The sequence below is a fragment of the Rhizobium sp. SYY.PMSO genome, from assembly GCF_046840415.1.
Taxonomy (GTDB): Bacteria; Pseudomonadota; Alphaproteobacteria; order Rhizobiales; family Rhizobiaceae; genus Rhizobium.
Genome location: NZ_CP177349.1, coordinates 3,073,117 through 3,093,404 on the forward strand (window position 1 = coordinate 3,073,117; position 20,288 = coordinate 3,093,404).

The 20,288-nt window shown below is 62.1% G+C and carries 17 protein-coding genes; 10 read left to right on the forward strand and 7 right to left on the reverse strand.

The window, feature by feature from the left end; all coding sequences use genetic code 11:
• Nucleotides 1-6 precede the first annotated feature (6 nt).
• Both ACJJVH_RS14955 and ACJJVH_RS14960 read right to left on the reverse strand, forming a co-directional pair.
• Nucleotides 7-3,165 carry a multidrug efflux RND transporter permease subunit gene (locus ACJJVH_RS14955; RefSeq protein ID WP_112796061.1) on the reverse strand — a complete coding sequence of 1,053 codons (3,159 nt, stop codon included), beginning with the start codon at nt 3,163-3,165 and terminating at the stop codon, nt 7-9.
• Nucleotides 3,165-4,334 carry an efflux RND transporter periplasmic adaptor subunit gene (locus ACJJVH_RS14960; RefSeq protein WP_112796160.1) on the reverse strand — a complete coding sequence of 390 codons (1,170 nt, stop codon included), beginning with the start codon at nt 4,332-4,334 and terminating at the stop codon, nt 3,165-3,167. Before ACJJVH_RS14960 ends, ACJJVH_RS14955 begins: the two co-directional genes overlap by 1 nt.
• A 200-nt stretch (nt 4,335-4,534) precedes the next feature.
• Here ACJJVH_RS14960 and ACJJVH_RS14965 point away from each other — a divergent pair, with 200 nt between their 5' ends.
• The gene (locus ACJJVH_RS14965) at nt 4,535-5,158 is read left to right on the forward strand and encodes a TetR family transcriptional regulator (protein ID WP_113369787.1); all 624 of its coding nucleotides are present in this window, start codon (nt 4,535-4,537) and stop codon (nt 5,156-5,158) included.
• Here ACJJVH_RS14965 and ACJJVH_RS14970 read toward each other — a convergent pair whose 3' ends face one another.
• Nucleotides 5,159-5,629, reverse strand: coding sequence for an Lrp/AsnC family transcriptional regulator (locus ACJJVH_RS14970; RefSeq protein WP_113434497.1), 471 nt, complete (start codon nt 5,627-5,629; stop codon nt 5,159-5,161).
• A gap of 151 nt (nt 5,630-5,780) precedes the next feature.
• Between ACJJVH_RS14970 and ACJJVH_RS14975 the strand changes: the two genes are divergently transcribed.
• The 5 genes from ACJJVH_RS14975 (at nt 5,781) to ACJJVH_RS14995 (ending at nt 11,543) form a co-directional block, all read left to right on the forward strand.
• Nucleotides 5,781-6,530 carry a tryptophan 2,3-dioxygenase family protein gene (locus ACJJVH_RS14975; protein ID WP_112796159.1) on the forward strand — a complete coding sequence of 250 codons (750 nt, stop codon included), beginning with the start codon at nt 5,781-5,783 and terminating at the stop codon, nt 6,528-6,530.
• A gap of 397 nt (nt 6,531-6,927) precedes the next feature.
• Entirely contained in the window at nt 6,928-8,286 is a 1,359-nt protein-coding gene (locus ACJJVH_RS14980) for an Nramp family divalent metal transporter (protein WP_113359087.1), read from the forward strand.
• Nucleotides 8,287-8,418: 132 nt separating this feature from the next.
• The gene (locus ACJJVH_RS14985) at nt 8,419-10,257 is read left to right on the forward strand and encodes a M23 family metallopeptidase (protein WP_412064252.1); all 1,839 of its coding nucleotides are present in this window, start codon (nt 8,419-8,421) and stop codon (nt 10,255-10,257) included.
• Between the two features lie 194 nt (nt 10,258-10,451).
• On the forward strand, nt 10,452-11,066 hold the full coding sequence (locus ACJJVH_RS14990; RefSeq protein WP_412064253.1) for a TetR/AcrR family transcriptional regulator: 615 nt from the start codon (nt 10,452-10,454) through the stop codon (nt 11,064-11,066).
• A gap of 99 nt (nt 11,067-11,165) precedes the next feature.
• The gene (locus ACJJVH_RS14995) at nt 11,166-11,543 is read left to right on the forward strand and encodes a DUF427 domain-containing protein (RefSeq protein ID WP_412064254.1); all 378 of its coding nucleotides are present in this window, start codon (nt 11,166-11,168) and stop codon (nt 11,541-11,543) included.
• Here the strand turns inward: ACJJVH_RS14995 and ACJJVH_RS15000 are convergent.
• The 4 genes from ACJJVH_RS15000 to ACJJVH_RS15015 form a co-directional block, all read right to left on the reverse strand.
• Nucleotides 11,540-12,610, reverse strand: a complete 1,071-nt coding sequence (locus tag ACJJVH_RS15000; protein ID WP_112796049.1) for a sn-glycerol-3-phosphate ABC transporter ATP-binding protein UgpC — start codon at nt 12,608-12,610, stop codon at nt 11,540-11,542. The genes ACJJVH_RS14995 and ACJJVH_RS15000 overlap by 4 nt on opposite strands.
• A gap of 120 nt (nt 12,611-12,730) precedes the next feature.
• Nucleotides 12,731-13,579, reverse strand: a complete 849-nt coding sequence (locus ACJJVH_RS15005) for a carbohydrate ABC transporter permease (protein ID WP_112796047.1) — start codon at nt 13,577-13,579, stop codon at nt 12,731-12,733.
• Complete coding sequence (locus ACJJVH_RS15010) at nt 13,572-14,510, reverse strand: carbohydrate ABC transporter permease (protein ID WP_112796045.1); 939 nt, start codon at nt 14,508-14,510, stop codon at nt 13,572-13,574. The genes ACJJVH_RS15005 and ACJJVH_RS15010 overlap by 8 nt, the downstream gene beginning before the upstream one ends.
• 70 nt (nt 14,511-14,580) lie before the next feature.
• Entirely contained in the window at nt 14,581-15,882 is a 1,302-nt protein-coding gene (locus ACJJVH_RS15015; RefSeq protein ID WP_113502814.1) for an ABC transporter substrate-binding protein, read from the reverse strand.
• A gap of 220 nt (nt 15,883-16,102) precedes the next feature.
• On the opposite strand from ACJJVH_RS15015, the gene ACJJVH_RS15020 reads away from it, so the two are divergent.
• From ACJJVH_RS15020 to ACJJVH_RS15035, 4 genes are all read left to right on the forward strand, one after another.
• Nucleotides 16,103-17,305, forward strand: coding sequence for an ROK family protein (locus ACJJVH_RS15020; RefSeq protein WP_412064255.1), 1,203 nt, complete (start codon nt 16,103-16,105; stop codon nt 17,303-17,305).
• A 41-nt stretch (nt 17,306-17,346) separates the two neighbouring features.
• Nucleotides 17,347-18,447 (forward strand): Gfo/Idh/MocA family protein, encoded by a 1,101-nt coding sequence (locus ACJJVH_RS15025; RefSeq protein ID WP_412064256.1) that lies wholly within the window; start codon nt 17,347-17,349, stop codon nt 18,445-18,447.
• A 24-nt stretch (nt 18,448-18,471) separates the two neighbouring features.
• A complete protein-coding gene (locus ACJJVH_RS15030; RefSeq protein WP_112796039.1) occupies nt 18,472-19,113 on the forward strand; it encodes a ThuA domain-containing protein in 642 nt (213 codons plus the stop codon).
• 249 nt (nt 19,114-19,362) lie between these two features.
• A complete protein-coding gene (locus tag ACJJVH_RS15035) occupies nt 19,363-20,223 on the forward strand; it encodes an HAD family acid phosphatase (protein WP_113359189.1) in 861 nt (286 codons plus the stop codon).
• Nucleotides 20,224-20,288 lie beyond the last annotated feature (65 nt).

A 20,288-nucleotide genomic window follows, 5' to 3' on the forward strand; every position in this document is an offset into this window, starting at 1 on the left:
GAAACCCTATTCCGCCGCCTGCGCGTGCGTGTGATGATCAACAGCGTCATCGTCGTCATCCTCGGCCGGCTTCGGCTGTTTCCAGGCGATCAGGCGGTAGAACATCGGGATGAAGAAGGTGGCGATGAAGGTCGCCGCCAGCATCCCGCCGATGACGCCGGTGCCGATGGCATGACGGCTGGCGGAGCCGGCGCCGCTGCTGATGGCCAGCGGCACGACGCCGAGGATGAAGGCGAGCGAGGTCATCACGATGGGGCGGAAGCGCAGCCGCGCCGCCTCGAGTGCTGCTTCCGCCGCACTCATGCCTTCCTTGCGCTTCAGCACGGCGAACTCGACGATCAGAATGGCGTTCTTTGCCGCCAGGCCGATCAGCGTCACCATGCCGATCTGGAAGTAGACGTCGTTGGTGAGCCCGCGCAGATAGGTGGCGAGCAGCGCACCGAACAGCGCGAAGGGGATCGCGGTGATGACGGCGAGCGGCAGGCTCCACTTTTCATACTGCGCGGCGAGGATCAGGAACACCATGATGATGCCGAAAATCATCGCCTGCGTGCCGGCGCCGCTGGTTTCAAGCTCCTGATAGGCGGAGCCCGTCCAGGCGATCTGGAACCCTTCCGGCAGGGTTTCCGCCGCCACCTGCTGCATCGCCTTGATCGCATCGCCGGACGTATAGCCGGGCGCCGGGTTGCCGGTGATCTTGGCGGCATTGAAGGCGTTGTAGCGTTCGAGCTGGTCCGGGCCGATGGTGCGCGTCACCTTGATGAGTGTGTCGAGCGGGATCATCTTGCCGCTGTCGGAGCGGACGAAGACCTGGCGCAGATCGTCGGGCGATTCGCGGAACGGCGCTTCCGACTGCAGGTTGACCTGATAGTTGCGCCCGTAAAGCGTGAAGTCGTTCACGTAGAGGCTGCCGAAGGTCGCCTGCATGGCGTCGAAGACCGAGTTGATCGGCACGCCGAGCGCCTTGGCCTTCTCGCGGTCGAGATCGGCGCGGAACTGCGGAACATTGGTGTCGAGCGTGGTGCGGACACCGGCAAGCTCCGGCCGCTTGGAGGCAGCCGCCACAAGTTTCTGAGCTTCATCGGAAAGCCCCGAGACGCCCTTGCCGCTGCGGTCCTGCAGATAGACTTCGAAGCCGCCCGTCGTCGAAAGACCCATGATCGGCGGCGGGTTGAAGGCAAGCACCATGGCATCCTTGATGCCCATGTTGGCGCCGATGATCGGGCCGGCGAGATTGCGGGCATCGAGTTCCGGCGTCTTGCGCTCGCTCCAGTCCTTCAGCGTCACGAAGGCGACGCCGGCGCTGCTCTTCAGGCCGCCGGACAGAAGATCGAAGCCCGAGACCGCAAAGACGTTCTCGACGCCCGGCAGCTTCTGGGTATTGACCATGGCCTGATCCATGACGGCCTGCGTGCGGGTCAGCGAGGCGGCCGGCGGCAGGATGGCGATCTGGAACAGCGCCCCCTGGTCTTCGTCCGGCACCAGCGAACCCGGCAGCGTATAGAACAGATAGCCGGTCACGCCGAGCAGGCCGGCCACCAGCACGCAGCCGACAATGACGCGCTTCAGGAAGAAGGCGACGCCGGCGGCATAGCCCTGCGTCAGCCGGTCAAAGGCACGGTTGAAGATGCGGAACGGCAGCACCGGCTCATGATGGCCGGGCTTCAGGATCAGCGCGCAGAGCGCCGGCGTCAACGTCAGTGCGACGATGCCGGAAAGCGTAACCGAGATCGCGATGGTGACGGCGAACTGCTTGTACATCTGGCCGGCCAGGCCGCCCATGAAGGAGACCGGAATGAACACCGCGCAGAGCACGAGCACGATGGCGATGACCGGGCCGGTCACTTCGCCCATCGCCTTGATGGCCGCCTTCTTCGGCGAAAGCTTCTCCGTCGACATCAGGCGTTCGACGTTTTCGAGCACGACGATGGCATCGTCGACGACGATACCGATCGCCAGCACCAGGCCGAACAGCGTAAGCAGGTTGATCGAGAATCCGAGCAGATACATGCCGGCGAACGTCCCGATGATCGAGATCGGCACGGCGATGATGGGGATCAGCGTCGCCCGCCAGTTCTGCAGGAAGACGAAAACGACGATGACCACGAGCAGGATCGCTTCGATGAAGGTGTGGATCACCTCCTCGATCGATACCTGGATGAACTTCGTCGTGTCGTAGGGGATCTCATAGGCGATGCCGTGCGGAAACGACGTCTGCAGCTCGTCCAGACGCGACTTCAGCGCCTTCATCGTGTTCAGGGCATTGGCGCCCGGCTGCAGATAGACGGCGATCGGGATCGCCGGCGTGCCGTTGAGGCTGCTTTGAACCGAATAGCTCTTGGTGCCGAGCTCGATGCGAGCCACATCCTTCAACCGCAGCGTTGCGGCATTGGCGGTCGAACGCAGGATGATTTCGCCGAAGGCGTCGACGTCGGGCAAGCGCCCCTGCGTCGTCACGGTATAGGTGAAGGCCTGCGGATTGTTGCTCGGCTGGTCGCCGAAACGGCCGGCGGCAAACTGCGAGTTCTGCTCCTGGATGGCGGTCGCGACATCGCTCGGCGTCAGATCGTACTGCGCGAGCTTGTCCGGCCGCAGCCAGATACGCATCGAATAGTCGATGTCGCCGAGCAGGTTGACATCGCCGACGCCCGGAATGCGCTTGAGATCGTCGACGACGTTGAGCAGCGCGTAATTGCCGACATAGGTGCGGTCGTAGCGGCTGTCGGTCGAATACATGGCGATGAAGCCGAGGATCGACGTCGAGCGCTTGGTGACGACGACGCCCAGCCGCGTCACGTCCTGCGGCAGGGTGGAGACGGCGCGCTGCACGCGGTTGTTGACGTTGATCGCAGCCTGGTCCGGGTCGGTGCCGAGCGCGAACGTCACCGTGATCTGCATCGAGCCGCTGTTGGAGTTCGTCGACTGCATGTAGAGCATGTTTTCGACGCCGTTGATCTGCTGCTCGAGAGGCGCGGCGACGGTCTGCGCCACCGTCTCGGCGCTGGCGCCGGGATAGGTCGCGGTGACAACCACCTGCGGCGGCGTCAGTTCCGGATATTGCGCGATCGGCAGGATGCGCAGGCAGACGGCGCCTGCAAGCAGGATGACGATCGAGATCACCGCCGCGAAAACGGGGCGGTCGATGAAGAATCTGTTGCCCAACATCAGTTCTGCGCCACCTTGTTCGTGTCCTTGGGCGTTGCATCCGCCGTCGCCTGCACCGGTGCGCCGGGACGCACCTTGATGATGCCTTCGGTGATCAGCTTGTCGCCGGCCTTGAGGCCGGAGAGCACCAGCCAGCTGCTGCCGACCTTCTGGCCGAGCGTCACGGGGTTGATGTGCGCCTTGCCTTCCTGGTCGATCGTGTAGACGAACTGGCCCTGCGGGCTCTGCATCAGCGCCACTTCCGGGATGGTGATGGCGTTGTCGAGCGAAACGCCCGTTACCTTCGCACGCACGAACTGGCCCGGCAGCAGGCGGCGGTCGGGATTGTCGACCACGGCGCGGGCCTGCAGCGTGCCGGTCGACACGTCGATGGTGGACGAGGTGAAGTCGACCATGCCGTCATGATCGTAGGTCGTGCCGTCGCCGAAGGAAATCTTGACGCCGAGATTGGGGGCCTCGCCCTTGGCTTTCTTCATGTCGATCAGCCGGCGCACTTCGGCGGCTTCGGCATCCGAGAAGGAGAAATTGACATAGACGGGATCGAGCTGCGTGATGCTGGTCAGCAGGCCGGTATCGCCCGTCGTGCCGATCAGGCTGCCTTCGGAGACCTGTTCCAGGCTGGTAATGCCGCCGACAGGGGCTGTGACCTGCGTGTAGTCGAGATTGAGCTGCGCCGTCTGCACCTGCGCTTCGGCGGCGGCCACCGATGCTTCCGCCAGCTGGCGTGCCGAGATGGCGTCGTCGCGAGCCTTTTGCGTCGCGGCGTTCTGGCCGAAGAGGTTGATGTTGCGCTTTTCCTCGCGCTGTGCCTGTTCGAGCTGCGCCTGCGCCTGCTGAAGCTGCGCCCTGGCCTGTGCGAGTGCGGCCTGATAGGACGCCGGGTCGATCAGGAAGAGCACGTCGCCGGCTTTCACTTCGGCGCCTTCGACAAAATTTCTTTTCAACAGGATACCGCCGACGCGGGCCCGCACATCGACTTGCCTAAAGGCTGATATGCGCGCAGCATATTCGTAGGAGAGCGCCACGGTCTGGGACTTGACGTCGACCACCGTCACCTGCGGCGGCGGCATCTGTCCGGCCTGCTGCGCAAGGGAGGGGGTTGCGCAGAAAAGGAGCAGGCCGGCCGCAACGAGACCGCTGCGCAGAAGGAGGGATTTATGCGTCGTCATGGGAAAATCACCGCGGGATTCGACATTTTTGTTGCGTCGCAATATACAAACATACATGAATGATTGTAAATATCAAATCGACGTGATTTCCATGCCCGATACCGGGAACCATTTGCGGCTCCCAGATATTATTTCATGAAAACAACAAGATATAGCGAGGCGAAATCCCCCGTTTCGCCCGCGGAAATTTAAGGAAGAGCATGCGCAGAACGAAGGAAGATGCAGCCAGGACCAGGGAGGAAGTCCTCACGGCCGCTGCCGAAATTTTTTATGAAAACGGCGTCAGCGGCTCGAGCCTCGAAAAGATCGCCAAGCGCGCCGGCGTAACGCGCGGCGCGATCTACTGGCATTTCAAGGACAAGGCCGAAGTCCTGACGGCGCTGCATAGCGAAATCCGCCTGCCGCAAGAGGCAATCGTCGATTATGCGATCGAGCATGGGCATGACGACCCCCTCGGACTCATCGAGCAGGGCGCCGTCGAAGTTCTGCAGATCCTCGCCGAGGACGAGCACCAGCAGCGCGTCTTTGCCATCATGATCCTCGGCTGCGAGTTCACGGAGCATCTGACCGACGCGGCCCAGCGTATCATCACCGCCAATGACGAGATGTTCGGTAAATTGCAGAAGCTGATCGAGATGGCCCATGAGCGCAATACGCTCGCACCGCTATGGACCGTCGACGCCGCCGCCCGCGGCATCCAATGCTCGATGAACGGCCTGCTTGCCGAGTGGCTTCGCTCGGACAAATCCTTCCCCCTGGTCGATGTCGGCGAGCGGCTCATCCGCAGCCTCGTCGGCTCCATGCGACGTAGCGAGGGCGGATAGCTACTCGCCGGCGTGCCGCATGGCCTCGGCCAGCGAAATGTCCGACTTGATCTCCCGCGTCGACATCGACGTGACGGTGTGACGCACGCCGGGCAGCCGGTTCAGCTCCTGCCGAAGCAATCGATCGAGCGAGGCCATGTCGGTCGCCAGGATATGCAGGAGATAGTCGGCTTCGCCCGTCGTGGCATGGCAGCGCCAGATCAGCGGGTGCCGGCGCACGGCGGCCTCGAAGGCGTCGAAGCGCTCGACATCGATCGACACCTGCACGAAGGCTTCCAGCCCGAAGCCGAGCCGGGCCGGGTCGAGAAGCGTCCTGTACCCCTTGATCACCCCGGCTTCCTCCAGCGCCTTCACCCGCTTCCAGCAGGGCGTCTTGCTGAGGCCGGCCAGATCGGCAAGCGCCGCAAACGAGATGCGCGCATCGGCCTCGAGCGCCGTAATGATCTTGTGGTCGAGTGCGTCCAGCTCCATCGTTCTCTCCAAAATGTAAAATATGCTCGATCGTACTCTATTTCTTCAATTTCGAATGACAAATAGAAACAATGTTCAGACCGAAATTTCGTATCCTTGAACATGAGCAAACATGCTTGGCGGCCGAGAGCCGGAATAAAAGGGAACGAAGATGCAGAAGAAAGATTATTACGCGCGCATCGAGGCGCCCGAGATGCGCGACTATGGCGTTTACCTGCAATGCGACAAGCTGCTCGCCTGTCAGAAGCCGTTGAGCGGCATGGTCAACGGCGATGAATTGCAGTTCCAGATCGTTCATCAGGTGGAAGAACTCTGGATGAAGCTCATGGCCTATACGCTGGTCGATGTCATCGACTTCCTGGAAAAGCACGACACGCACCGCGTCGTGACGCTCATGGGCCGCGTGCACCGGATCATGCGCATGATGACCGCCCAGCTCGACCTTCTCGAAACCATGTCGCCCAAGGAATACCAGGAAATCCGCCTGCAGCTCGGCAACGGCAGCGGCCAGGAATCGCCCGGTTTCGGGCTTTTGCTGCGCATGCCGCCGGATCTCTGGCACGCCTTCAAGGCAAATTATCTCGATGCGGCCGGGCTGACCGTGGCGGACATCTATGATGGCAGATACGATCACGGCGACAGCTACGTGGTTGCCGAGGCGCTGGTGGAATATGACGAGCTGTTCCAGAAATTCCGCGCCAACCACATCTATCTTATCCAGCGCTCCATCGGCCTCGGCTCGAAATCGCTGAAGGGACGCCCGGTCGAACTGCTGCAGGCCGGCACGCGCCATCGCTTCTTCCCTGACCTATGGGATATCCGCGCCGACATGACCGATCGCTGGGGCAGCCAATACGGCGTCGTTCGCGATTCCATTTCCAGGCACGACGCCGCCGAATAGGCGCTGACTGAAAACGCATTCCGCCGCAGCTCGAGGCGCGGCGGAATGTCTGTTGGCTTCCAGGCTCAAACGCGAGCCTGTTATCCGCGTTCACGCGCAAAGCGCGACCCGAGCCCTCGCGGCACACCCGGACATTCACCCGCCAGCCGGCCAGCCCCTCCATCCGGGAACTATGATTACCCTGCGAAAAACGCAGCCGTTCCGGCAACTCTGCCTTTCCCATGCGAACTGCATTCTCCCATGAGCAGGACCACCACTTCCGCCTGAAAAGGCCGGGTAGCGACGTATTTCGCTCGCCAAAAGTGCCAAAACCATAAAATATAGCCTATTGCATAAATCTGTTATCTGGCATATTTATTTAGTAACCGCACAATCAGACCCTCCCCCGGAGCCCCGCATGACGCAGATTCAGGAAGCCGCAGCCCGACAGCGCGCATGGAAATTCGCCTCTCGTGACGAGGACGAATGTCCGAGCCTTCCCGAAGTCAACGCCACGGTTAAGGTGCCCCACACCGGCAGCTGGATTCGACGCCTGATCGCGTTTGTCGGGCCGGGCTACATGATTTCCGTCGGCTACATGGACCCTGGCAACTGGGCGACGGACCTCGCCGGCGGTGCGCAGTTCGGCTATACGCTCCTTACCGTCATCATGCTCTCGAACCTGATGGCGATCCTGCTACAGGCGCTGTCGGCCAGGCTCGGCATCGCCACCGGCCGGGATCTCGCCCAGGCCTGTCGCGACCACTATCCGCGCCCCGTCAATCTGGCGCTCTGGCTTGCCTGCGAGCTTGCGATCATCGCCTGCGACCTTGCCGAAGTCATCGGCACGGCGATCGCGCTGCAGCTCCTGTTCGGAATCCCGCTGATCGGCGGCGCGTTGATCACCGCGCTCGACGCCTTTCTGCTGCTGCTCCTGATGAGCAGGGGTTTTCGCTATCTCGAAGCGTTCGTGATCGCGCTGTTGATCGTCATTGCCACCTGTTTCGCGATCCAGATCGCCGCCGCCGCACCGCCGGTCGCCGCGATCCTTCACGGCTTCGTCCCCACGCCCGAAATCGTCACCAATCACGCGATGCTCTACATCGCCATGGGCATCATCGGCGCGACGGTCATGCCGCATAATCTCTATCTGCATTCCTCGATCGTGCAGACCCGCGCCTACAAGCGCACGGAGGAAGGCCGCCGCGACGCCATCAAATGGGCAACCGTCGACAGCACGGTCGCCCTGATGCTGGCGCTGTTCGTCAACGCCGCGATCCTGATCGTCGCCGCCGCCGCCTTCCACAACAGCGGCCATGCCGATGTCGCCGAAATCGGCCAGGCTTACGAATTGCTGTCGCCGCTGCTCGGCCTCGGCATCGCATCCACTTTGTTTGCCGTGGCGCTGCTCGCCTCCGGGCTCAATTCGACCGTGACGGCAACGCTTGCCGGGCAAATCGTGATGGAAGGCTTCCTGCGGCTGCGGATCCCGCACTGGGCAAGACGACTTTTGACCCGAAGCCTCGCAATTATTCCGGTTGTGTTCGTGACCGCCATTTATGGTGAAAAAGGCACTGCCGATCTGCTCGTCCTCAGCCAGGTCGTGCTCTCCATGCAGCTGCCCTTCGCGGTCATTCCCTTGGTCCAGTTTGTGACAAACCGCGAGAAAATGGGCAGTTTCACCGTCTCCCGAAGCGTTGCCATCCTTTCGTGGATCGTTGCGGCGATCATTCTCGTGCTGAACTTCAAGCTGCTCTACGACACCATCTTCGGTTGACGAATCACGCGGAACGCGCGAATCTGGACCTGTGGATGCTCACGGCAATTAACGGACTCGTAATATTTGCCCAGATTTTGCCATGATTTGCCCTAGTTTGGGCCCACCGCAATCTGCAGGGTTCCTCATTTCATGGCCGAAAGTCCATTGCGCGTCCAATTTCCTGCAGAGGCTGCTATCCAGGCGCGGCCGCATCATGAATTTCACGTTCCGTTTCTGCCGCGTTCCGCCCATCTGCGTCACCTGATCGTCATAGGTCTGGCAGGCACCGCCTCCTTCGGCCTCCTGGCAACGGTGCTCTATCCGCTTTTGGCCCGTCATACGATCGAGCAGGCCGTACCGATGCATACGGCACAACTGGCCCCATCGCAGCCGGCGATGCACAAGAGCGAGCGACTGGCTCCGAAACAGCGCTTCGACGGTGCCCGCTTTGCGCAGGTGGCGGAGAAGATGTCGAGCGGCGAGACCCGCATCTTCACCTATCACCGCACGACGCTGGTCTTCAAATCGGACGAGGTGGCGGCCGCTCGCGACAATGCCGGCCCCATCAACGCATCCTATGGCGGCGAGCAGGCTGAGAACGTCGTGTTTTCACCGCCGGCGCTTTCGGATATCCGCCACGGCATCTATCCGCAAAAGACGCATTACGACGCGGTCCGCCGCTCCCGCTTCCCTGTTCGCGGCGTGCCGCTGAACGTCAGCGTGTCGAGGGCCACCACCGGCGAGCAGGGCCGGGAATTCCGCCGGCTGGTCTCCATGCCGAAGGACAAGCAGGACCTGCAGGATATTCTTGCCTCAGCCGGCCTCAGCAGCGATGCCGGCGACGAGCTGCAGCGCGCCCTCGAGACCGATACCGTTTCACCCGGCGACAGCCTGGAACTGCTGCTCGAAAAGAAGGGCCCCAATGCCCGCCCGAAGCTGGTCATGGCCCGCTTGAGCGGCGAGAAGACTCCGGAGCGGGTGGTCGCCCGCGACGATGCCGACAGCTTCGTGCCGATGGCGAACGACAGCCTGTTTTCCACGCTCTACAGCGAAAGCCAGGCGGAGGCTCCTTCCTCCTCGGAGGTCGCCGCCGTCGATCTCAAGGATGTCGACGACCGGGACGAGGAGGCCGTCAGCTCCAAGCTCGAAAGAGCCGGGCTCAGCAAGGAATACGCCTCGCAGCTCATCAAGCTCGCCAAGGCCAAGGGCATTTCCCTGGCCAGCGCCGACGATGCGCCCGACAGCGTCGACCTGCTCTTCCGCAAGGCCGATGACGGCCGCAACGAGCTGATGTTCATCGAGTTCCATGCCGATGGCGATACGCACCGCTTCTATCTGCACAAGAATGACGGCGAAGGCACTTCGGAATTCTACGACGAAGGCGGCCACTCGATCGCAAAGTCGCTCGTGCACCGTCCCGTGCCGAACGGCAAGCTCGGCGATGGCTTCGCGTGGCGCATCCATCCCATTCTCGGCGTGAAGAAATTCCACAACGGCGTCGACTTCCGCGCTCCGATGGGCAGCCCCATCCAGGCGGCCGGCGACGGCGTCGTCGAGAAAATCTCCTGGGAAACCGGCTACGGCAAATATGTCCGCATTCGCCATGACGGCGGCTACGAGACCACCTATGCCCATATTTCGGCGACACCATCGGATCTGCGCGTCGGCCAGCGAGTCACGCAGGGGCAGGTCATCGCCTATGTCGGCTCGACGGGCTATTCCACCGGCCCGCATCTGTACTACGAGCTGCGCGTCAACGGACGCTACGAAAACCCGCTGACGGCGCAATTGCCGGCCGGCACGAATTTGACGGGCAAGTCGCTCGACAGCCTGCGCTCCCAGGTCAGCCACGTTGAGAACATCATGAGCTACCTCGACGTTCCTGCGGCGACACACGACAATCCGACTGCGGCCTTCTCGAGCTTCGATCGAGGGCCGAATCTGGGGCCGAGCTTCGGGCCGAACCATTTCGGCGCCCCGTCCCCGTAAATCGATCGAACATCGTAAATCAATCGAAAGCCGGCACGCGCACGGTCATGCTGCTGTTCCATGCAGGCGGCGATGGCGCGGCAATGCCGGATGCGGTAACAATCCTCCGGTATGTCGCCATCAGAAGGTGAAGCCACGCGTCATGTGAGACACATGCCGGGCATCTTCCCGCAGCAATGCGCAAGGAGCAGAAATTGGCGCGCAAGCCGTTGCCGGAACCCAAGGATACCCCGCCGAACCAAAGCCGGCGTCTGCGCGCCGATGCGCGCCGCAATCGCGACAAGCTGATCGAGGTCGCGGCGCAAGCCTTCGCAAGCCACGGCACCGCCTCTTCCCTTGAGGATATCGCCCGGCAGGCCGATGTCGGGATCGGGACCCTCTACCGCCATTTCCCAAGCCGCGAACATCTGGTGGAGGCGGTCTATCGCCACGAAGTCGAGGCGCTGTGCGATGCGGCCGAAACCCTGTCCAACGAGCTTGCCCCCGATCAGGCGCTGGAGGAATGGATGCATCGGTTCGTCGGATATATCGCCACCAAGCGCGGCATGGCCGACAGCCTGCGCATTCTTCTCAACGGCAATTCCACGCTCTTTGCCGACAGCTACGGCAAGGTGCCGGTGGCGCTCGCGGACCTGATAGAGAAAGCGGTCGCCGCCGGCTCGATCCGCAGCGACGTCGACGGCACCGACGTACTGCACGCGCTGTCGGGGACATACTCCATGCCCAATTCGCCGGAATGGCACGATCGCTCCCGCCGTCTGGTGCGTCTGCTGATGGACGGGCTGCGCTGGGGCGTGCGGCAGGGCTGATAATCCGCGCGGCCTTTCCTATATGTCCTGAAGCAGGAGCGCCCGGGTTGCCCCATGAGAACGCTGCCCGGCCTTCGCCATAAGCCCAGGAGGCCCGTCATGTCGGAAAGACCAGTCAAAATCCCCAGTCCCGATCATCCCATCACGATCGAGGAAAAGCAGGCCCACGTCACCGTGTCCGTCGCCGGCAAGGTGATCGCCGACACGCACGAGGCGCTGTCGCTCAAGGAAGCATCCTATCCGGCCGTGCTCTATATTCCCCGAAGGGATGTCGACATGGCAGCTCTGCAGAAGACCGCGCACGAGACCTACTGCCCCTACAAGGGCGAATGCTCCTATTACAGCATCCCTGCCGGCGGCGAGCGTTCGGTCAACGCGATCTGGAGCTATGAAAATCCCTACGCGTCGGTCAGCCGGATCAAGGATTACATGGCCTTCTACCCGGATCGCGTCGATTCCATCGATGTAAGACCTTAAAGAGCCAGCCCGCTCGACGCGTCGAAGACGTAGACCTGCTCCGGGGTGATGGAGACGTTCAGCGGCTGCCCGTAGCGCACCGGCGCCTCCCCGTCGACCACGGCCGTTACCTGATCGCCGGCGAGATCGAACAGCACATGCGTCTGCGCCCCCGTCGGTTCGACCAGAAGCGTCTGGCCTGTGAGCGGCGAGCCGTTGCTGGCAAGGCTCAGATGCTCGGGCCGCAGACCGATCTTCACGCTTTGGCCCGCCTTCACCTTGCGTTCGCCGGCGATGCGGATCGGCGTGCTGTCCTTCAGCCGCACCGCAGGCGCACCATCGACGCCATCGACCGTACCGTCGAGGAAATTCATGGCCGGCGAGCCGATGAAGCCGGCGACGAAGAGATTGGCCGGCTTGCGGTAAAGCTCGATCGGCGTGCCCTGCTGCTCGATATTGCCCTGATTCAATACCACGATGCGGTCGGCAAGCGTCATGGCTTCGATCTGGTCGTGCGTCACATAGATCGAGGTGGTCTGCACCTTCTGGTGCAGCGCCTTGATCTCGGAGCGCATTTGCACGCGCAGCTTCGCATCGAGGTTGGAAAGCGGCTCGTCGAACAGGAAGACGGCCGGGTTGCGGACGATGGCGCGGCCCATGGCGACACGCTGGCGCTGGCCGCCGGAAAGCTGCGCCGGCTTGCGGTCGAGCAGCTTGGTCAGATCGAGCATGCGGGCCGCCTCGTCGACCCGCTGCTGGATGACCTGCTTGGTCTCGCCCGAGAGCTTCAGGTTGAAGCCCATGTTTTCGGCCACCGTCATGTGCGGATAGAGCGCGTAGGATTGGAAGACCATGGCGATGTTGCGCTCGCGCGGCGTCATGGCATTGACCACCTGCCCGCCGATCGACACGTCGCCATCGGTGATTTCCTCAAGCCCGGCAATCATCCGCAGCAGCGTGGACTTGCCGCAGCCGGAAGGACCGACAAGCGCGATGAACTCGCCGTCCTCGATCGAAAGCGAGATATCGCGGATGACGGTCAGCGCCCCATAGGCCTTGTGGATGTTGTGCAGTTCGACGGATGCCATGTTGTTTGCTCCGATGAGAGCAATTCCAGGAAAGTGCGAAGCGGTTTTCCGTCCGGAATTGCGTCAAGACAAAAGATGGAGCGGTTCAGAGTTTCCATGAAAAGCTGAACCGCTCCAGGCTCAGGATTTCACCGCGCCGGCGGTCAGGCCGGCAATGATGTGCTTCTGCGCCAGGAAGAAGACGATGATGGTGGGAAGGATGGTGAGCGTGATGAAGGCGAGCACCAGTTCCCATTCCGTGCCGAATTCGCCGCTATAGACCATCATGCCGAGCGGCCAGGGATAGATCGAATCCGAATTCAGCATGATCAGCGGCAGGATATAGCTGTTCCAGCTGCCGACGAAGGAGATGATGCTGACGGTGGCGATGATCGGCCGCGAGAGCGGCAGCGAGATATGCCAGAAGAAGCGGATATAGCCGCAACCGTCGACAAACGCCGCCTGGAACAATTCTTCCGGAAGGTTTCGAAAATAATTCCGGAAGAGCAGGATGCTCATGCCGAGGCCGAAAGCCACCTGCGGCAGCACCACGCCCCAATAGGTATTGAGCAGGCCGAGATCGCGGATGCGGATGAAGAGCGGCAGGATGGCGGTGGCCGCCGGAAACATCAGGCCGATGAGGAAATAGTTCAGCAGGAAGTTCGAGCCGAAGAACTTCACATGCGCGAAGGCGAAGGCCGCCATGGCCGAGACCGACAGCGTCAGGAACACCGTGAGAACGGCGATGATCAGCGAATTCATCATCTGCCGCCAGTAGCGGTCGCCGAACAGGATGCCGGTATAATTCTCGAAATGCCACTCGGCCGGCAGGCCGAACGGATTGGTGCGGAGGTCGCCGAGCGTCTTGAAGCCGCCGAGCGCGGTCGTCAGCAGCGGGATCAGCACGATGGCGGCAATGATGGTCAGCGACACATAGAGATAGATCTTCGTGCCGGTGGTCAATCGAACGGATGAAGCCATATCAGTCATTGCGCATAAATATCCGTTTGTAGCCGAAGGCGAGGGTGACGCAGATCACGAACAGCACGACGCCGACGGCGCTGCCGAGGCCGACCTGCATGCGGGTGACGCCGAAATTGTAGAGGAAAGTCACCATCGTCTGCGTCGAGTTGAACGGGCCGCCGCCGGTGAGCGGCATGATCATGTCGAAGAGCTGCAGCGATCCCACGACGGCGAAGAACACGGAGAGACGCAGCGTCGAGCCGAGCAGCGGCAGGGTGACGTAGCGGAACTTCTGCCAGCCGGTGGCGCCGTCGATCTCGGCCGCCTCCAGCACGCTCTTGTCGAGCGACTGCATGCCGGCGATGAACAGCATCATGTGAAAACCGAAATATTTCCAGACGATCACGCCGAGCACGGCGTACATCGCCAGATCCTTGTCGGCGAGAACGTAAGGGGTCGCCGTGCCGAGAACATGCGCGATGGCGGCAAACAGGCCGTAATCGCCGTCATAGACGAAGCGCCAGATCAGGCCGGCCGCCACTTCGGCCAGCACATAGGGCAGGAAGAAGATCAGCCGGAAAAGCACGACGCCGCGGATGCGGTTCGCGAGCATGGTCGCCAGCCAGATGGCCAGCGGCACCTGGACGGCGATCGATACGACGATGATGAGCGCATTGTTCTTCAGCGACGTCAGGAAGGCGCCGTTCTTGAACAGCACCTGGAAATTACGCAGCCCCACGAATTCCGTCGGCGGGCCGTAACCGTTCCAGCGATAGAAGCTATACCAGGCCGCCTCCCCCATCGGCAGGATGACGAAGATGGTAAAGAGCAGCAGGGCCGGCGGCAGGAACAGCAGGATGACAGGCATGCGCCCGCGCGCAGCCGGCGATTTCCGCTTCGCAGCCGGTTTCGCTCTTGCGGCGGAGGGCATAGTGGTCGTGGCGCTGAGATCGGTCATAGGCAGTCTCGACGATTTCAATTCAAGGAAAAACCGACGCCGGCACAGGAGCGGCCGGCGCCGGATGTCGCTAGAGCTGATCCTGCTCGAAGGCGTCCTGAACCTGCTGTGCGCCATCCTTCGGAGAAATCTGGCCGGAGACGATGCCGACGGAGATGTCGTTGACCACACGGCCGACGGAGGGGCCGAGATCCTGGTCGAAGAAGTTCTGGTGCCAGGTCGAATGCGCCAGCTGATCGGCAGCCTCGCGCATCAACGGACCTTTGACGCCGTCTTCGGCGCCGACTGCGACCGGAATGATCATGCCGGCCTGCGCCATCGTGCGCTCGTTTTCGGCATTGGTCAGATAAGCGAGGAAATCGAGCGCCTCGGGCGGCGCCTTCTTGGTCACGGCCCAGCCGTTCAGGCCGCCGAGCGTGTCGGTCGCAAGGCCTGCGCCGCCGGTCACGGCCGGGAAGGCGAAACGGCCTATGTTGTCGTCCGCCAGACCCTTGCCGTCGCCGGCATTGGTGCGCTGGTTGGCAACCGTATTTTCGAAGCCGAGGATCATCGCCGCCTTGCCGTCGCCGAAGACGCCAAGCGCCTGCGGCCAGGTGGTGCCGAGATAACCGGGCTGGAAGGGTTCGAGCTTGCCGAGTTCGGCAAGCTGCTCGCCGGCCTTGACGATGGAAGGATCGTTGAAGCCGTTGCCCTTGCCGTTCTTGGCATCGCTGAAGACCTGCTGACCGCCGTCGCGCATCACCAGATAGCTCCAGTAGAAATGGATCGGCCATTTCTCGCCACCGCCGCCGGCGATCGGCACGACGCCCGCGTCCTTCAGCTTCTTGACGGCGGCAAGATAGTCGTCCCAGGTCTTGATGGCATTCGCATCGACACCGGCCTTGGCGAACAGGGCCTTGTTGTAGAAGAAGGAAACCGTGCCGAGCTTATAGGGAACGGCGCTGATCTTGTTGTCGAAGGTGAGTCCCTTGACGGCGGCCTGGTTATAGCTCTTCAGCCAGGCGCCCCCGTTGGCGTTCATCGCCGCGGTCAGGTCCATCAGCGTGCCGGTCTCCTGCTGTTGCTTCAGCACGCCGCCGCCCCAGCTGAAGAAGAAATCAGGCGCATCCTTCGATTGCAGCAGTGTCGGCAGCTTGGCCTTGAAGGCTTCGTTCGCCAGAAACTGCATTTCGATCTTCACGCCCGGGTGTTTTGCTTCGTACTGATCGGCGATCTTGCGCCAGACGGCGACGTAGCTCGGATCGAGTTCCAGATGCAGCCACTTGACGACGGTATCCGCAGCCGCGCTGGTGGCACCGGCCAGAATCGCCAGCCCGGTCGTGGCCGCAATAGCGGCGATGCGAAGGGCCTTGGCCCCACGTAGATGGATCATGATTTTCTCCTCCCAAGGGAACCAAGAACCTCAATATTTTTTCCCTTATGCGGAATAATTCAGCGGAGCTTTGCTGAAATGTCAACCACCGCCGTCAAATTTTCGGCAGATTACCGGTAAAACGGCTTGACATTGGGCAATGACCATAGGTTATTTAATTCGCATTCCGTTAAAAATACCAGGCCGCAGCCGAGCGGGTCCATCATTCGGCGTCCATCTCATGAAAACAGCAGATCCCGAACTCATGCGGGCGATAAACCGCTTCAACGTGCTGGATACCATCCGGCGAGCGGGCTCCATCGCGCGTATCGAAATCAGCGACCGCACCCAGCTTTCGACCACCACGGTCTCGGCAATCACCGCATCGCTGCTGGATGACGGCCTGATCCTGGCGCGTACCGAAGGCGACCTGCGCGAAGCCGCCGCCCGCGGCAGGCCGCGCGTCATGCTGGAGCTCAATCCGGATGCGGCCCGCGTCGTCGGCGCGAAAATCGCCGCCAATCGCATGGTCTTCGTCGTAACCGATTTTCGCGGCGAGGTTCTGTCCACGCTGACACTGGCGCTGCGCGTCAACCGGCAGCCGATCGGCGTCATCGCCGACCTGATCGAGGATGGCGTGCGCCGCTGCGTCGTCGATGCCAACCTGGCTCTGGACGAGATCGATTCCGTCTGCCTCGGCCTGCCCGGGGTCATCGAGCATCGCACCGGCCATGTGCGCACCAGCCCGATCTTCCGGGAAAGCGGCGTCGACTTCGCCAGGGAAATGTCGGAGCGGCTCGGCGTGACCACCATCGTCGAGAGCGACGCGCATGCGATCACGCTCGCGCATCACTGGTTCGGCCAGGCGAGAGACCTCGACGACATGGTGCTGGTGTCGCTGGAGCAGACGCTGGGGCTGGGCGTGCTGCATGGGGGCCAGCTGTTTCGCGGCGCCGGCGGCCTCAGTCACAATCTCGGCGATCTCGTGCTGGGCATGGGTCCGCAGGGCATCATCCGCCTGGCGAGCCTTGCCGGCGAAAGCGCCATTCTCGGCGATCAGCCGAGCGGCCGCTTCGCCGAAGCCATCCGCCTCGGGCGCGGAATGGCCCATGCCAAGACGCTGATCGATGCCGAAGACAACGCTTTGATCGGTGCGGCCATCCGCGCCGGCGAAGCCTGCGGCATGGCGCTCGCCAACATCGTCACGCTGTTTGCCCCGCCGCGCGTCATTCTCGTGGGATCGAGCCTGGCGCTCGGCCAGCCCTTCCTCGACAGCCTGCGGGAGGCCTATTCACTGGCCATCCCGCCGTCGATCAAGGGCGTGACCGAACTGGTTTTCGACCAGTCGACCGACGAGACCTGGGCGCAGGGCGCCGCAGTCGTCGCGCTGCGGGAACTCTACGAATCGCCCTGGGGAACGACGGGACCGGCTCCGGCTCTCTGATCCCTCGGGAACTCACAAGACAATACATTTGGAGGACGTTTATGAACAAGGTCGGCATCGGCATAATCGGCTGCGGGAACATTTCCGGCGCCTATCTCACCGCCATGAAATCCTTTCCCATTCTCGACATCAAAGGCGTGGCCGACCTCAATCGCGAGCTCGCCGAGGCAAAGGCCGCCGAATTCGGCCTGAAGGCGATCGATATCGCAACGCTTCTCGCCGATCCCTCGATCGAGATCATCGTCAACCTGACCATTCCCAAGGCGCATGTCGCCGTCGGGCTTCAGGCGCTAGAAGCCGGTAAGCACACCTATTCGGAAAAGCCGCTCGGCATCAATTTCGCCGAGGGCAAGAAGCTCGCGGATGCGGCTGCCGCCAAGGGCCTGCGCATCGGCGCGGCCCCCGACACCTTCCTCGGCGGCGGCCATCAGGCGGCCCGCGCCATCATCGACGAGGGCGCGATCGGCATCCCCGTCGGCGGCATCGCCACCTTCATGTGCCCCGGCCACGAACGCTGGCATCCGAATCCGGCTTTCTATTATGAAGTCGGCGGCGGCCCGATGCTCGACATGGGCCCCTATTACATCACCGATCTCGTCAACCTGCTCGGCCCCGTCTCGCAGGTCGCAGGCTTTGCCGTGACGCCGCGCAAGGAGCGCATCATCACCAGCGAGCCGCGCAACGGCGAGCACATCCCCGTTCATGTGCCGACGCATGTCTCCGGCGTCATGGCCTTTGCCAATGGCGCCGTCGTCCAGATCGGCATGAGCTTCGATGTCGCCGGCCACAAGCATGTGCCGCTCGAAGTCTACGGCACCGAGGGCACGCTGATCGTGCCCGATCCCAATCGCTTCGGCGGCCCCGTCGAGTTCCTGAAAAAGGGCGGCGAGTTTGCCGAACGCGAGATCACCGCGCCCTATGCCGACGGCAATTACCGCTCGCTCGGTGTTGCCGACCTGGCGCACGCCATCCGTTCGAACCGGCCGCACCGCGCCAATGGCAGCCTTGCCCTGCATGTGCTCGAGGTCATGGAAGCGTTCCAGACGGCCTCCGACAGCGGGCGCACGATCACCATCACGACGCAAACGGAGCGTCCCGCTCCTCTGTCCGAATCCCTGGTGGATGGGCAGATCGGCCGCTAACGAAACAATTTCAGGAGGACTATCATGCGTGAAGCACTTATCGTCTGGGGCGGCTGGAGCGGCCACGAACCGCAGGAATGCGCCCATATCATCCGCGACATGCTGGAGGAGGACGGCTTCAAGGTCTACCTCGAAAACAGCACCGAGGCCTTCGCCGACCCATCGATCCACGACCTCAGCCTGATCGTGCCGATCGTCACCATGTCGAAGATCGAGAAGGAGGAGGTGAAGAACCTTGCTGCCGCCATCGAAAGCGGTGTCGGCATCGCCGGTTATCATGGCGGCGCCGGCGACTCGTTCCGCGAGAGCGTCGAGTACCAGTTCATCATCGGCGGCCAGTGGGTCGCCCATCCCGGCAACATCATCGACTACACGGTCAACATCACGCGGCCCGACGATCCGATCATGGAGGGGATCACCGATTTCCCCTACACGTCGGAGCAATATTACATGCATGTCGATCCCTCGAACGAGGTGCTGGCGACGACGACCTTCACCGGCGACCATGCCTACTGGATCGACGGCGTCGTCATGCCTGTCGCCTGGAAGCGCAAATACGGCCAGGGCCGGGTCTTCTATTCCTCGCTCGGCCACCAGGCCAAGGAATTCGCCGTGCCGCAGATGAAGACCATCTTCCGCCGCGGCGCCAACTGGGCCGCGCGCTGAAGGCAAAGCTCTTCTCCTGTCGCGGCGGTATCAAAGCCTCGTCAGACACGCGAAAGCCGCTACATCAAAGCCGATTGCCGCCCGCATCCCTCGTGATCGCGGGCGGCAATCGGCTTTATGATAACGGTGCGAGCGGTCACAGGCTTGACACATTCGCTCCGCGCGCAAACTATCCTTACCCGGATCATGATGTCATACATGCCCGAAACCACTGATATGCCTTATGGATTTCAGCAAGAGGAGAACAGCGTGAGAAACGGATATACGGGGCGCCTGGCGCTCGTCGCAACCATCGGCCTCGTCGCCGCCCTGCCGGCTCTGGCCGCCGATCTGCCGGATGCCATGCCAGACGACAATCTCAACGCCGTTCTCTGGGATCAGACCTCGGTCGAGGCGCAGGCCAACGCGCTCGGCGCCTATACGCTCGGCCGCATCCGGCTTGACGAGGCACTGGCCGACAAAAACTGGACGGCGGCCCCTGTCGAGCAAACGGGCAATTTCCAGGATTTTCCGCCCGCCATCATTCTCGATGTCGACGACACCATCATGAACACCTCGCCCTATCAGGCGCGCAACATCACGACCGGCAGCAGCTTTACGGCCGACAGCTGGACGCAATACGTGAATGCCCAGCAGGACAAGCCGATCGCCGGGGCGGTGGAATTCACCCAATATGCGGCCTCGAAAGGCGTGAAGGTCTTTTATGTCACCAATCGCACGGTCGACGAGGAAAAGCCGACGGTCGAGGAAATGAAGCGCTTCGGCTTTCCGATGGGAGACAATGTCGATACCTTCCTCAGCGTCAAGGAGCAGCCTGACTGGACCTCCGCCAAGGGCACGCGCCGCGCCTTCATCGCCAAGAACTATCGCATCCTGCTGATGTTCGGCGACAATTTCGGCGATTTCACCGACGACTACAAGGGCACGGTCGAGGAACGGCAGAAGGTCTTCGACGCCAATGTCGCCCACTTCGGCCATGACTGGATCGCGATTGCCAATCCGACCTACGGCTCCTTCGAAAGCGCGCCTTACAAGGGGGATTACAAGCTTCCGCCGGAGCAGCAGCGCCGCCTGAAGCAGGACGCATTGACCCCCTGGGATGGGAAGTAAGAATTCTCAACGCGCCGGAGGAGGCGATACCCCTCTGCCGCCATCGCGACATCTCCCCCGCAAGG